Source organism: Thermococcus aggregans (assembly GCF_024022995.1).
Taxonomy (GTDB): domain Archaea; phylum Methanobacteriota_B; class Thermococci; order Thermococcales; family Thermococcaceae; genus Thermococcus_A; species Thermococcus_A aggregans.
Genome location: NZ_CP099582.1, coordinates 997,103 through 1,009,880, shown reverse-complemented (window position 1 = coordinate 1,009,880; position 12,778 = coordinate 997,103). Strand labels below are relative to the sequence as shown.

The 12,778-nt window shown below is 47.4% G+C and carries 19 protein-coding genes; 10 read left to right on the top strand and 9 right to left on the bottom strand.

Going from position 1 to position 12,778, the window contains the following annotated elements:
* The first annotated feature begins 164 nt into the window (after nucleotides 1–164).
* Together NF865_RS10385 and NF865_RS05700 are read left to right on the top strand one after the other, a co-directional pair.
* Nucleotides 165–293 carry a hypothetical protein gene (locus tag NF865_RS10385; RefSeq protein ID WP_301281844.1) on the top strand — a complete coding sequence of 43 codons (129 nt, stop codon included), beginning with the start codon at nucleotides 165–167 and terminating at the stop codon, nucleotides 291–293.
* Nucleotides 290–499 carry a hypothetical protein gene (locus NF865_RS05700; protein ID WP_253303826.1) on the top strand — a complete coding sequence of 70 codons (210 nt, stop codon included), beginning with the start codon at nucleotides 290–292 and terminating at the stop codon, nucleotides 497–499. The genes NF865_RS10385 and NF865_RS05700 overlap by 4 nt, the downstream gene beginning before the upstream one ends.
* Nucleotides 500–503: 4 nt before the next feature.
* Here NF865_RS05700 and NF865_RS05695 read toward each other — a convergent pair whose 3' ends face one another.
* Nucleotides 504–1,097, bottom strand: coding sequence for a TRASH domain-containing protein (locus NF865_RS05695; protein WP_253305577.1), 594 nt, complete (start codon nucleotides 1,095–1,097; stop codon nucleotides 504–506).
* A 115-nt stretch (nucleotides 1,098–1,212) separates the two neighbouring features.
* On the opposite strand from NF865_RS05695, the gene NF865_RS05690 reads away from it, so the two are divergent.
* The 3 genes from NF865_RS05690 to NF865_RS05680 all read left to right on the top strand — a co-directional run bounded on the left by NF865_RS05690 (nucleotide 1,213) and on the right by NF865_RS05680 (nucleotide 4,395).
* Nucleotides 1,213–3,612 carry a heavy metal translocating P-type ATPase gene (locus NF865_RS05690; protein WP_253305576.1) on the top strand — a complete coding sequence of 800 codons (2,400 nt, stop codon included), beginning with the start codon at nucleotides 1,213–1,215 and terminating at the stop codon, nucleotides 3,610–3,612.
* Between the two features lie 54 nt (nucleotides 3,613–3,666).
* On the top strand, nucleotides 3,667–3,972 hold the full coding sequence (locus NF865_RS05685) for a thioredoxin family protein (protein ID WP_253303825.1): 306 nt from the start codon (nucleotides 3,667–3,669) through the stop codon (nucleotides 3,970–3,972).
* A 69-nt stretch (nucleotides 3,973–4,041) separates the two neighbouring features.
* Nucleotides 4,042–4,395 (top strand): hypothetical protein, encoded by a 354-nt coding sequence (locus NF865_RS05680; RefSeq protein ID WP_253303824.1) that lies wholly within the window; start codon nucleotides 4,042–4,044, stop codon nucleotides 4,393–4,395.
* Here the strand turns inward: NF865_RS05680 and NF865_RS05675 are convergent.
* Both NF865_RS05675 and NF865_RS05670 read right to left on the bottom strand, forming a co-directional pair.
* Complete coding sequence (locus tag NF865_RS05675) at nucleotides 4,392–4,982, bottom strand: SagB/ThcOx family dehydrogenase (protein ID WP_253305575.1); 591 nt, start codon at nucleotides 4,980–4,982, stop codon at nucleotides 4,392–4,394. The genes NF865_RS05680 and NF865_RS05675 overlap by 4 nt on opposite strands.
* A gap of 87 nt (nucleotides 4,983–5,069) precedes the next feature.
* Entirely contained in the window at nucleotides 5,070–5,489 is a 420-nt protein-coding gene (locus NF865_RS05670; RefSeq protein ID WP_253303823.1) for an OsmC family protein, read from the bottom strand.
* A gap of 112 nt (nucleotides 5,490–5,601) precedes the next feature.
* On the opposite strand from NF865_RS05670, the gene NF865_RS05665 reads away from it, so the two are divergent.
* Complete coding sequence (locus tag NF865_RS05665; protein ID WP_253303822.1) at nucleotides 5,602–6,492, top strand: cation diffusion facilitator family transporter; 891 nt, start codon at nucleotides 5,602–5,604, stop codon at nucleotides 6,490–6,492.
* A 75-nt stretch (nucleotides 6,493–6,567) separates the two neighbouring features.
* Here NF865_RS05665 and NF865_RS05660 read toward each other — a convergent pair whose 3' ends face one another.
* The 4 genes from NF865_RS05660 to NF865_RS05645 form a co-directional block, all read right to left on the bottom strand.
* Nucleotides 6,568–6,774, bottom strand: coding sequence for a 4Fe-4S dicluster domain-containing protein (locus NF865_RS05660; RefSeq protein ID WP_253303821.1), 207 nt, complete (start codon nucleotides 6,772–6,774; stop codon nucleotides 6,568–6,570).
* Between the two features lie 2 nt (nucleotides 6,775–6,776).
* Nucleotides 6,777–6,929 carry a hypothetical protein gene (locus NF865_RS05655; RefSeq protein WP_253303820.1) on the bottom strand — a complete coding sequence of 51 codons (153 nt, stop codon included), beginning with the start codon at nucleotides 6,927–6,929 and terminating at the stop codon, nucleotides 6,777–6,779.
* Between the two features lie 11 nt (nucleotides 6,930–6,940).
* The gene (locus tag NF865_RS05650; RefSeq protein ID WP_253303819.1) at nucleotides 6,941–7,108 is read right to left on the bottom strand and encodes a hypothetical protein; all 168 of its coding nucleotides are present in this window, start codon (nucleotides 7,106–7,108) and stop codon (nucleotides 6,941–6,943) included.
* 83 nt (nucleotides 7,109–7,191) lie between these two features.
* On the bottom strand, nucleotides 7,192–7,632 hold the full coding sequence (locus NF865_RS05645; RefSeq protein ID WP_253303818.1) for a putative zinc-binding protein: 441 nt from the start codon (nucleotides 7,630–7,632) through the stop codon (nucleotides 7,192–7,194).
* Between the two features lie 134 nt (nucleotides 7,633–7,766).
* Between NF865_RS05645 and NF865_RS05640 the strand changes: the two genes are divergently transcribed.
* Complete coding sequence (locus NF865_RS05640; protein WP_253305574.1) at nucleotides 7,767–8,510, top strand: ATP-binding cassette domain-containing protein; 744 nt, start codon at nucleotides 7,767–7,769, stop codon at nucleotides 8,508–8,510.
* A complete protein-coding gene (locus NF865_RS05635; protein ID WP_253303817.1) occupies nucleotides 8,476–9,426 on the top strand; it encodes a SufB/SufD family protein in 951 nt (316 codons plus the stop codon). The genes NF865_RS05640 and NF865_RS05635 overlap by 35 nt, the downstream gene beginning before the upstream one ends.
* 30 nt (nucleotides 9,427–9,456) lie before the next feature.
* Here NF865_RS05635 and NF865_RS05630 read toward each other — a convergent pair whose 3' ends face one another.
* On the bottom strand, nucleotides 9,457–10,461 hold the full coding sequence (locus NF865_RS05630; protein WP_253305573.1) for a TDT family transporter: 1,005 nt from the start codon (nucleotides 10,459–10,461) through the stop codon (nucleotides 9,457–9,459).
* 656 nt (nucleotides 10,462–11,117) lie between these two features.
* Nucleotides 11,118–11,510 (bottom strand): NifB/NifX family molybdenum-iron cluster-binding protein, encoded by a 393-nt coding sequence (locus tag NF865_RS05625; RefSeq protein ID WP_253305572.1) that lies wholly within the window; start codon nucleotides 11,508–11,510, stop codon nucleotides 11,118–11,120.
* A 279-nt stretch (nucleotides 11,511–11,789) separates the two neighbouring features.
* On the opposite strand from NF865_RS05625, the gene NF865_RS05620 reads away from it, so the two are divergent.
* Together NF865_RS05620 and NF865_RS05615 are read left to right on the top strand one after the other, a co-directional pair.
* Nucleotides 11,790–12,389: a hypothetical protein gene (locus tag NF865_RS05620; protein ID WP_253303816.1), complete on the top strand. Its 600-nt coding sequence runs from the start codon at nucleotides 11,790–11,792 to the stop codon at nucleotides 12,387–12,389.
* A 127-nt stretch (nucleotides 12,390–12,516) separates the two neighbouring features.
* On the top strand, nucleotides 12,517–12,756 hold the full coding sequence (locus NF865_RS05615; RefSeq protein ID WP_253303815.1) for a hypothetical protein: 240 nt from the start codon (nucleotides 12,517–12,519) through the stop codon (nucleotides 12,754–12,756).
* Nucleotides 12,757–12,778: the final 22 nt, after the last annotated feature.

The window sequence follows — 12,778 nt, the reverse complement described above, 5'->3', positions numbered from 1 at the left end:
TTTTTGTCCAGTGCTGCCTTTTGCCCATTGTGCAAACATCTAATTGGATTTATTTTGCACTGTGGTAAGTTGGCTACCTGTTAATTCTCAAGTCGCTAACAATAAGCACTATATGCTGACGAACAAATGTGTGCACGAGAACAAAAACTGGAAGGTGATGCGAAATGGAGTGGAAGTCCCTGTTTATCGGACTCCTCATTGGAGCGCTCATAGCAGTGCCGTTCGGGATGGCCCACGGCGACTGGTTCGGACCAATGAGGGGGAAGGCCGCTGGGGTTTTGGCCCCTGGATGATGGGTTATGGAGCTGGCCCTGGAGCAATGGGCTACGGCGTGATGGACGAAGATATGTACGAGGAAATGGCCGAGCACATGGCCGGCGACGACTTTGCCGAGATTTATGAGGAAATGGGAGAGGGGATGGAAGAGCACACTGGCTACGGCTGGAGAGGAATGCACGAGTACTGCGAAAGGGTTATGGGGATTGAAGAGGACGAGTGAGCCCTCAGCTTTCCTCTTCCCCTTCGGCTTCTTCCTTTATCTTGAACTTCTCTATGTTCTCCCTCGCCTTCTTGAACTCCCTGAAGCACGTTGGACAGCAGAAGAAGTAGACCCTGTTGCGGTACTTGTAAACGATGGGCTCTCCGACGATCTCCTTTCCGCAGTAGTCGCACTTGAAGGGCACCTTTATCTTGGGCTTGAGGCCCTTTTCCCTGCTCTCAAGGATCGGCATTACTTCAATGACCTCAACGCCAGTCTCCTCAAGCACCCGTTTGAGGTCTTCCATGGTGTTCACGGCGACCTTTATGAGGTACTTCGTGCTAGTGAAGCGGTTTATTTCGATTATTTCCTCAAGCTCGTCCATTTTTTCGGGGTTCTCTGTCTTGACGATAAGGGCAACGATGTTGTGGGCCCTGAGAAGCTCCGGGTTCAGCTTTATCGTGTATCCCCTAATGATGCCTTCCTTTTCGAGCTTTTCCAACCTCGCTCTGATGGTTGGTCTGCTGACGCCCAGCCTTTCGGCAAGCTCCGATATGCTGAGCCTTGCGTTGTCCAGCAGGAGGTGTATGAGCTTAAGATCGAGCTCGTCAAGTCTCATTTCTGCCACCGTCTTCTTTTGGCCTTCGAACTATAAAAATTCTGTGGTTGTGTTTTCCAGATTGTAAAAGATAATGCCCATAAGTCCTGCCGAGAAGTAAATACCGGTGGCGATAATGAAGATCACTCTAAAGGTCAGCGGCATGACCTGTGCAATGTGCGTTAAGACAATAGAGATGGCCCTCTCCGAGCTGGAGGGGGTTAAGACGGCGAAGGCTAACCTCAACAGCGAGACCGTCTTCGTTGACTTCGACGAGTCAAAAGTCGGCCTGAACCAGGTAATCAAGGCCATAGAAGATGTGGGCTACAAGGTAATCCGGGAGAGCAAAGACGTAGTGGTTAAAGTCGGCGGAATGACGTGCGCCATGTGCGCCAAGACAGTTGAGAAGGCGATCGGCGAACTGCCCGGTGTCCTCGATGTTAACGTCAACCTCGCGACCGAGACCGCCCGGATATCCTACAACCCTGCATCCGTCGGGATTGAAGACATTAAGAAGGCCATTGAGAGCGTTGGATATGAGTTTCTGGGCGTTGAGGGTGAGGAAACGCGCGATATAGAGAAGGAGGTGCGGGAGAGGCACCTCGAGGAGATGAAGCGCAACCTCCTCGTTGCCTGGGGCATCGGCATACCGCTCTTCCTCTCAATGCAGCTCAAGAGGTTTGGAATCCAGGTTGAGAACCTGATATACATTCACTTCCTCCTTGCGACCGTGGCGATAGCCTACGCCGGCAGGGGCATTTTCAAGAAGGCTTACCCCTCACTCAAACACGGAACCCTCAACATGGAGGTCATGTACGCCCTCGGCATAGGCTCTGCCTACCTGACGAGCGTCCTGGCAACCTTTGGCCTGGTTCCGCGGGAGTTCAACTTCTACGAGGCAAGCGTCATGCTGATGGGCTTTCTGCTCCTCGGAAGGTACCTTGAGGCGAGGGCCAAAGGGCGGACGAGCGAGGCGATAAAGAAGCTCATGGGGCTCCAGGCAAAGAAGGCCACCGTTATACGGGACGGGAAGGAAGTTGAAGTTCCGATAAGCGAGGTTAAGGTCGGAGACATCCTCATAGTGAAGCCCGGTGAGAGGATTCCCGTGGACGGCGTCGTCATCGAGGGCGAGAGCTACGTCGACGAGGCAATGATAACCGGCGAGCCGGTTCCCAGCCTCAAGAAGCCAGGAGACAAAGCCATGGGTGGAACCATAAACAGAAACTCAGTCCTCAAAATCAGGGCGGAAAAAGTCGGGAGGGACACACTCCTCGCTCAGATTATAAAGCTCGTCGAGGAGGCTCAGAACACGAGGCCCCCCGTTCAGAGGCTCGCAGATACGGTTGTGACGTACTTCATACCCGCAGTGCTGACAATCGCCCTGCTCTCCTTCGTCTACTGGTACTTCATAGCCGGCAAGCCACTGGTGTTCGCCTTTACGACACTGCTCAGCGTCATCGTCATTGCCTGTCCGTGTGCCTTCGGTTTAGCTACTCCGACGGCCCTGACGGTCGGCATCGGCAAGGGAGCGGAAATGGGGATACTCATCAAAAACGGCGAAGCGCTTGAAATAGCAAGGAAGGCGACGGTTGTTCTCTTTGACAAGACCGGCACGCTCACGAAGGGCAGGCCCGAAGTGACGGACGTGGTAACCTTTGGAACCGACGAGAAAGAGCTTTTGAGGCTGGTTGCGTCCGCAGAGAAGCGTTCCGAGCACCCACTGGGAGAGGCAGTTGTTAGGAAGGCTCGGGAGATGGACCTTGAGATTGAGGAGCCCGAGGAGTTCGAGGCAATAACCGGCAAGGGGGTCATGGCCCTCGTCGGGGGAAGGGAAGTCCTAGCCGGCAACAGGAAGCTCATGGCCGAGAACGGCTGCTCTGTGGAAGAGGTGGAGGAAGAGCTCCGGAGGCTCGAAAATGAGGCGAAGACTGCCATAATAGTCGCCATAGACGGCAAGATAGCCGGTATCTTAGGCATCGCGGACACGATAAAAGAGGGGGCGAAGGAGGCGGTGGAGGAACTCCACAGGATGGGCAAGAAGGTCGGCATGATCACCGGCGACAACAGGAGGACAGCGAAGGCGATAGCGAAGCGGCTAGGAGTTGACTACGTGCTTGCGGAGGTTCTGCCCCAGGACAAGGCCAAAGAGGTCAAGAAGCTCCAGGAGAGGGGAGAGACGGTAATCTTCGTCGGGGACGGCATAAACGACGCTCCAGCTCTAGCACAGGCCGACGTCGGCATAGCCGTTGGAAACGCGACGGACATAGCAATGGAGAGCGGTGACATAGTGCTGGTCAGAAACGACCCGAGGGACGTGGTCAGGGCGATAAAGCTCAGCCAGAAGACGATCGGAAAGATAAAGCAGAACATATTCTGGGCAATGTTCTACAACACTATCCTGATACCCTTCGCGGCGGGGCTGGCCTTTGTGCTCTTTGGCATAGAGTTCCGGCCCGAGTGGGCGGCAGGGGCGATGAGCCTGAGCAGTGTGAGCGTCGTTACGAACTCGCTTATGCTCAAGCGGGCCAGGGTTTGATTTTTCATATTTTCCATATTTGCGGACGGATTTAAAGATGGGGGTGTGATGGGTATGATTCACGAATACGACGGGAAGGTTGACTTCGGCAGGGGTAAGGTCGTGCTGTGGTTCTCCATTCCCGGCTGTCCGCCGTGCAGGCTGGTGGAGAGCTTTATGGAGGGGCTGGCAGAGGAGTTTCCCGGTATAAGGATTATCCACGTGAATGCCGAAAAATGGAACGAGTTAGTGAACCGCTTTGACATCCTTAACGTCCCCACGCTCGTTTACCTCAAGGACGGCAAAGAGGTCGCGAGACAGAACCTCATAGGGGGCAGGGAAGAAGTCCTGCTAGAGCTCGAAGAACTCCGGAAAATTTAACTTCAAACGGGTTTGAAGCTTTCAGAACCCTTTTATGTTTTTAAGGCGAGAATAAATTGGTGAAACGTTATGAAGAAAGTGTTTGCAGTTTTGGTTGTAATTCTACTGGCAGTTGCTGGAGGCATTTACGCCTTAGGCTCTAAGGAGAGCGGCAAATACGTTACCCTTAAGGCGACATTCAGAATGGGCGGAGCTGTCTACGAGGGCTACCAGCTCGAAGGAGACACCCTCGTCTTCAAGTTCGAGAGGAATGGCGACTTCTTCACCCAGGCAATAGAGACGAAAGAGGTCACCACCGAGGAGAGGCTTGCCCCCAAGAAGGTAGTCATGGAGGTAAACACCAACGGGGAGATAAAACGCTACGAGGCAAAACTGGTAAAAGAGGAAGGAGATGTTGTTATTTACGAGGCTAGCGAGCTTTAATCCGCCGGAACTCCAACCGGGAAGATGTACAGCGGGTCTCCTGGCACATCAATTATTTTTTTGACCTCTTCGTCCCTAAAGGCTCCCACTGCAACCGTCCCCAATCCCAGGGCTGTGGCCTGCAGGTAGATGTTCTGCCCCATGTGGCCGGCGTCTATGTGGACGTAGCGGTAGCCCCTTTCGCCGTACCTTCTCGTCGTCCTCTCGTAGTGGGCGACAATTATGATGTTTATCGGCGCAGTCTCAACGTGTTTCTGGTTAAGGCATGCCTTTGCCAATGGGCCGTTTAAATCCCCCTCGCGCACCAGTTCAAGGCTGTGGCTCTCGCCGTCGTAGTGGTAGAGGCCGGGCTCAAGACCTTCAACTTTTGAGACGGCCACATAGACTTCGAAAGGATAGCACGCGCCCGCACTTGGAGAAGTCCTCTTTCCGTGGGCGTTTATCCCGTAGGCTGCCCAGAGTATCTGGGAGACCTGTTCAAGTATTAGAGGCTCGTCTTTGTACCGCCTGATGCTCTTCCTCAGGTTTATTGCTTCTTCTACACTCATCTCACCCTTACGCTTTGGAGAAGGCAGTTCAATCCTCATGGCACATCCCAATATTAATGAAGACATTTTCATTGATTAAGTTTTTGTTGGTCTATTTCTCGCTTCAAAGAGCTAGGCTTGAGAAAGTTACTGCTGCGACTTCTTGACTATCTCCACCTCGCCCCTTATTTTCTCCGGCCCGACCGTGTTGAAGACTGTCCCGTACTTCTCGGCAAGCTCCTTGATGCGAAGTATTTTCTTCTCGGGCTCGTCTGTCACGATGCGGACTTTGTAGGTAATCTCCTTCAGCCGGGGCTCTTCCCGATCTCTCCACCCGGAAACTGTTATTTGCATGTCTTCGACGTTCAGGCGCATCTTCTTTATAAGCCTGCCCCAGTTCACGACTAGACAGCCACCTATAGCAGCTAGCAGGTACTCCGTCGGATTCGGCCCAGCGTTTCGACCGTCTGTGCTCGTGTCTATCCTAAAAGAGAAGTCTCTAACCTTCACCTCGCTCCCCACGTTGCCATCCCACTCAAGCTCAGCCTTGTACTCAAGGCGCTCCATGCCCATCCCCATTCTTTTATGAAGTTTCCTTCAAATAACTTCTTTTTCCATGAGTATCTTAGCGTTCGAAAACGTTTTATACAATGGGCAAAACAACATCACGGGGACTGAAATGAGCCACTATCACGCTCACGGGGTAAAGGGGAGAATGCTTTTCTCTTTCGCTCTCAACATCATCATAACAATCGCCGAGGTAGTTGGGGGGCTTTTATCGGGAAGTTTAGCGCTCCTTAGCGATTCTCTCCACAACTTCGGCGACAGCATGAGTCTGCTCGCGAGCTATTTTGCTATAAGAATTGGCGAGCGAAAAGCCAACAATAAGTACACTTTCGGTTACAAGCGGGCCGAAATTCTCGTAGCGTTCATCAACTCGGCAGTTCTCGTGGGCGTCTCGCTTTTTCTCCTCGTCGAAGCGTATAAGCGCTTCAAGAACCCCGAGTCAATAGATGGTTCGCTGATGTTAGGTGTGGCATTGATTGGTCTTTTCGCTAACCTATTCTCAGTTTTGCTTCTCCACGAGCATGCTCATGGCCTCAATGTCCGCTCAGCTTACCTGCACTTACTAAGCGACACTCTCTCCTCGGTTGCCGTTGTCGCTGGTGGAATCGCTATAATGAAATGGAACGTTCTATGGATTGATCCGCTTGTGACTGTTTTCATATCGCTATACATTTTTAGTGAGGCCTACGAAATCCTTAAGGAGAGCATTGAAGTTCTCATGGAGGCTTCTCCAAATCTCGACCTTGGAGCGATAAAGGAAGAGCTTGAAAGCATTCCGGGCGTTAAAAACGCACACCACTTCCATGCTTGGCGGATAGGTGAAAATGAAGTCCACTTCGAGTGCCACATCGAGGTCAATGATATGCCCCTTAGCGAAGCACAGGGGATTATTGATGAGGTCGGAGAGCGGCTGAGAAGGTTTGGGATAACGCACGTCACTGTCCAGCTCGAAGTGGACAGGTGCAGTGACAAGGGTATACTGTGTGACAATAAAAATGCCTAGAGGGTCACTGGTTGCTTTACTACCGAGGAAGTTAGAATAGTAGAAGTGGATGTAAGGAAAGAGTGAAAGAAACATTCAAGAGTCTTCGAAGTAACTTATAGCCCCAGTAGGACATACTTTCTGGCAGCCTCTGCAGAACTCTACACAGTTCTCTGGATTAACAACTTTGGGCTTTCCGGTGTCTGGGTCTACTTCGTATACTCCGTGAGGGCAGAAGCTAACGCATGTTAGACATCCGGTGCACTTTTCGTAATCTATTATGGGATACCAGTTCTTTGCCATTTTTATTCCTCCATAGCTTTCTCTATTGCCTTTATGGCTTCTTCCGTAGTCATATTTCTGATTTCAATTCCAACAAACTTGTTTTCGTCGAACCCGAGCTCTTTAAACACCCACCCGAACATCTTTTTCTGCATCAGAGGGTCGCATCCGGCCACGAAGAGCTTCTCTATGTCTCTCCGTTTTTCAATAAAACCCTCCAGAAGTTATCGCCGTCAGTGGCACAGAGCTGCGGGTGTATTGCTACAAAGTCAACTTTTTTCTCCCTTCTGAAGTGGTTCAGGATTTCAAAAACGTTCATTTTTTGGAAGGAGGGCAAGTCCCTTGACAGACACATATTATTAAGCCTTTCATTGGCATCACCATAATGTATGAGTTTTAATTCACTTAAAAATATTTTCAAATGTAAAGGTTTTCAACTTATGGTTTAACATTGAGCTTCATTCCCACTTCCTCAGCGATTTGAAGAGCAACTTTGAGAACGTCTTCATCGCTTACGTCAAGGGTGGGCTGCTTGGTAATCCCAAAATCTGTAATGGTGAAACTGTGATCGATCTTTATGTCTGCCTTCTCTATCACTTTGGTTGCACACCTCATTGGGCAGCCGTCTATGACGATTACTCTCTTTGCCCTATGTCCTATGTCGATGTGCATTTTTGATCCAGCGGCAACTGCGGTAGTACAGCATAAGCGGGCAGTTTGCCCGGCATTAGTGAGTAAAACCCCAACCTCATGTCCGATTTTTCCAACGCTAGCTGCACCAGAGCAGGTGAAGATTATGTCAAGTTTTTCGGCTTCTTTGTGGCAGCTTGGGAGAAACCTTGGCAGTTTCTCCATATCAACTTTTTCAGTTTCACTCATTTTAGATCACCTCATTTATATTAAAAAAATTTCACTTAAAATTCTTTTCATATGTTCTTGTTGCCAACTTTTGGTTTGGGCGAAAATGTTCCAAAAACTTTAAATTTTGCTCACATGACCATTTTTCGATGCCCATGTTGTTGCTGAGAAACGTCACTTACTCCACGAACGGCAGGAAAATATTAGATAAAATCAATATGCGCTTCAAAGAAGGTATGAGCTACTCTATTCTCGGTCCCAATGGCGCTGGAAAGTCCACAATAGCTTATATTCTAATGGGAGTCATAAAGCCAAGTGATGGAAAAGTGTTACTTGATGATAGGGATATAACAGACTTGAGCATAACAGAGAGGGCTAAACTTGGTATTACCTTACTCTGGCAAGAGCCGGCTCGCTACGATGGAATAACGGTTGAGGAGTATCTTACCCTTGGGGGAAAACTAAATGTTGACAAAGAGGAATTGAAAGAAATTCTTGAGATTGTAGGTCTGCCGTATGAACTCTATCATTCTAGATTTGTTGATAAAAGCCTAAGTGGAGGGGAGAGAAAGAGGGTTGAACTTGCATCTGTTCTCCTTTTAAAACCGAAGTATGCCATTCTTGATGAGCCTGATTCAGGATTGGATATAACTGCAAGTGGCTTAATAGATAAAACCTTGGAGTATCTGAGAAAGATTGGCACGACGGTAATTTTAATCACTCATCATGAGGACATTGCGAAGAAGACAGAGTTTAGTTATTTTGTATGCGGTGGGAAAGTCGTGAGAAAAGGATTCTCTGATGAAGTAGTTGAATATTACAAAAGAGCCTGCGGGAAATGTCCACTTTTGGAAGGGATGAGATATGGTCATCAAGATGGATCGAGTAAAGGAATATGAAGCCTTAGTAAATATCTATGAGAAAGAAGGTCTGGATACATCTCTATTTGGTGATAGAGTAGCGGCGATAATCATAAGTGGGAAGAAAATAATAGGATTAAACAACGTTGAGGGCGTTGAGATAGTTGGTGAGGAAATAGAAAATGGTGTGAGGGCAGAGATAAAAATAAAGGATAACGTCGAGCTTCCTTTTCCTATTCATCTGTGTACGGGATTTTTGAAAAGCGAGGGATATCAGAAGGTTGTTTTTGATATAGTTGTGGGGAAAGGCGCAAAAGTTAAGTTCCTTTCTCACTGCATCTTTCCGTATGCCAAAGATTTTACCCATGATGCATATGCAAAGATTAAAGTCGAGGAAGGGGCATCTGTAGTATATGAAGACGAACACATACACGGAGAAGGCGTAAGGATGATCAGCAGAACTGAGGTTAAAGTAGGGAGGAAAGGAAGGTATACGGGGAAATTCTCTCTAACAAAACACCGTGCTAAAGAGCTCAAACTTGAAATGAATGTTGATCTGGATGATTACGCTGTAACAGAGCTTGTTTCCAAGGTAAAGGCTATTAAAGATGATTCTGTTGAGATTAAGGAAGTGGCATATTTAACCGGAGCTCATTCACGGGCAAACTTAAAGACTACTGTGATAGCTTTTGATAATGCAAAGGCAAATGTTGTAAATGAAGCTTACGGCCTTGGAGAGTACTCAAAAGGTCATGTTGAGTGCCACGAGATAGTCAAGGGCGAAGCTGACGTTCAGACTGTGCCACTCCTAAGGGTGAAGAACGATAAAGCTGAGCTCACTCATGAAGCTTCAATAGGAAGGATAAATGAGGCCCAGTTGATGCAGCTCATGGCAAAGGGATTAACTGAGGAAGAGGCAGCAGAGCTGATAATTAAGGGGCTTCTGAGGGAATGAAAGCCCAAGCTCAAAGAATTAAAAAGAAAATCATTCGAGGAGTACGTGCTTTACGGTTTTCACTCCTGTGACCAGCCACATCACCAGTAGTAGCCAGTAGAGGGCGAAGCCGAAGCTGTCTATGACACTTATGCCAAGGGTTGTGCCAACGTTGTGGGTTGCGCTGACGTAGGCTCCGAGGGGAAAGATGAAGGCCCACCAGGCGAGGCTGTAAGGTAGGGTAAGCTTCCTGATGTAGTAAAGGGTCATTATAATTGCCATTGCCAGCCACCAGACGCCAAAGCCCCAGAAAATTAGACCAAAAGCGAAAAACGGTTCTTTAACCGTTAGGAATTCGCTGGTCTTGACAAGCGCGTAGAGCGTTGAGGTCCCGGCACCGATTGGACCGAGGTTTATCCATATTGCGGGCGCTATTCCGCTGGGCATCGGTTCGTGCCGGATGAGGCGGAAAAAGACTATTGCAAAGAGACCGAGATACAGGAAGAAGCCCGCGCCCCAGGCGAAGTAGTTGACCGCGTAGGCAATATCTTTAACTGCCCCGGAGAAGCTTGAAATAAGCCCTGAACCCCCAAGAGGGATCACGATAAGTCCGACCGGAGGAATAAACCATGCCGGAGTAACTGCCTTGAGGTCTATCTCTTTCTCCACGAACATAAGGTAAGGGATGAGCAGGGCGAAGAATATAGTCAGAGCCGTCCCCGGAATCCAGAACGCCTTTGCGATGGCGGTTTTCTTGAGTATGAGCAGGTAATCGGCCGAGAGGACAAGCATGGCCACAGCTATCGTCCCGTAGAAGTGGCTCACCATCGGGTGTTTGAGGTCACTTAGTGCGTTTTCCGTATGCTTCACCCATCTGAGGAGCCAGGGGACCAGTAGGACGAAGAACAGAAGCGTGTTGAGGTAGACAAGAAACTCGGCAAATTCGCTCAGGGCTGGAAGCTTCGAGGAGTATGCTTTGCTGACGAGAGCTAGTGCCCCTGTTCCCATAACGCTTGCAAACCAGCTCGGCGCGAAGTCCTTTATGTTTGCCTTCATTTGCTTCACCAGAAGAAAACATCATATGAAAAAATTTAAAGATTTTCTGAACCTTAAGTTAAGAACCGACATGATACAAGAAACCTTTCTTCAGTCGTTTCTACTCTATTAATACTGAGCAATGTGCTTAGGCATGAAGTCTTTTCTCGAAGCTTCCTCTTTCTATCTCTATGAGTTTTTCCACCGATACCTCAAGAGCTCTATAGTGGCTTGGGATGTAAAGCACCGGAAGACGCATGGCACAACTGTTCCATCGGGTTCTATCCCCGCATATACCCCCAGCACCACAGCCACCTATAAACTCGGCCAGAGTTTAACCGCATTGTTTCCCCCGATGTAGAAGTGGGCTGGTGTTACTTCCACGTACTTTGATTCAAGTATAGAAAGACGAAGCTTTTTACTCCAATTCCTGCTTTTCTTGAAAAAATTCTTGAACCAGCCAAAGGAGATCCTCGAGAAAGAGGTAAAGCCATTGAAAAGTCTGACGGAAATGATTTTAAGGGAAAGTAAATCTCAAGAACACAAGTTGAAACTCCAGGAGGTGCTTTCTGACTTAGGAGCCCTGGAATAGGTTCTTTCAAAGATAATCAAATGGAAGAGGAAGAGGCAGAATGTTTTAAAAAGTTTAAAAAAGTTTAAAAAGTAATTAGTGGTATTCATTGGTCTCTACATTCCCCTCTGTGCTCTTTTTCTCTTTCTATTTTCTCCTTCCAGTGAGGGTCAACTTCAAGGACTTGATGAATAAATGCCTCGACGACATCTTTGATTTTTCCATAAGCTCCTGTAACAACTTCGATGCCAAGACTGTTAAAGTATTCTATTGCCCTTCTTCCCATTCCATATGCAAGAACAACCTCACCGCCGTGTTCTTTGATGAAATTTGGCAAATCACCTGGGCCGTGCTCCTCGAAGGGTACTTCAACAACCTCTACATTTTTGATTTTGTTATCTTCAACATCTACAAAAACAAAGTACTTGGCTCTTCCAAAGTGTTCGCTTACTCTACTTTCTAAACCTCTGTTGTCCTCTGCAGGTATTGCGATCCTCATTTGTATCACCAAAAATATATGAAGTTTGATACATATAAAGTTTGTGCATATGCACAAAAGTGAGTCCTTAACAAAATTCTGATTTATTCCCGCCTTAAAGGGCAAGGCTCTCAAAAGAAAATGTCAAGCACGTTAGGAGTGGAATAATTAACATAATTGTCCTGACAATTGGTTGAAAAATGTAAGAAAAAGTACACTGCTGTTGCGATAATGTGCTATGATGGGAATGTTTTTAAGAACTTGGCAATTAATCTTTAACAATACTTAGGAGGGATTGAAATGGTATACTATGCTCATGCTACTGATCCGGTTACATTTGGCACGTTTTTTGTCCTATACTATGTAACAATACCTGTCGTGCTGCTGATATGGTTCTGGAAGTACTATGTTTATCTAAGAAAAGGACAGTATAAGCTAAAACAGCTCGGTATTTTAATATTATTGGCTTTTGTGGTGACGTCGTTTTCGGGTTTTAAGGTTCTTGACCAGTATCTGTATCTCTATTCACCTGTTGAAAAAATGACCTGCTATTCGTCTTCATGTGTTCTGTCCTTGCCGCTGATAACAGAGTATGGTTTTGCAAAGGAGGATTTTGAAAAGTTTGGCGTCCCCTCTTTGGGCTTTATGAGGATATACAGAATCTATGACATCGAGCTAAGTGCGAGCCTGCTGACCCCTAAGAAGTTGAACTATGTTGTTATAGCTAGGCCGCTGATATTTATCCCTGTAACAGAACTTCACGTGTATGAGGTTTCGGAAGATAAGCGGCTTGTAAAAAAGGAGACGTTTTACTTGGTATGGCCAAAATCGCCTGGAAAATTCCTTACCGAAAAGTTTGATGCTAAGTTTAGTGTTATGATATTAGGAGGCGAATACTAGAGCAAGAAACTTTTTTCCAATTTTTACTTTAGATTCAGGAATTGCTTTTATTAAGTTAATTGCTTAGTAAAGATTAGGAAAACTTTATCAAATTAAAAGTCATAATATCATAATGAGGGGGTTTCTTATGACCGAAATAAAGCACATAAAAATTAGGGAAGATAAGTTTAGAATTACGGAGGAAGAAGTTGCCAGAAGGGAGCTTAAGGTGACGAAGGTACGTGATGACGTGATTCAAGTACAAGAGGAAGTGCATGGAATTATAGCTCTTGTGGGTGCTGTTAGCAGTGTCAACATTAAGAAAGAGGAGCTTAAGGAACTTATAAAGGTTGCAAGAGAAGAATTTGGCTGGACTGACATCTGCTGAGATTTTTTTACTCTTTTCTTCT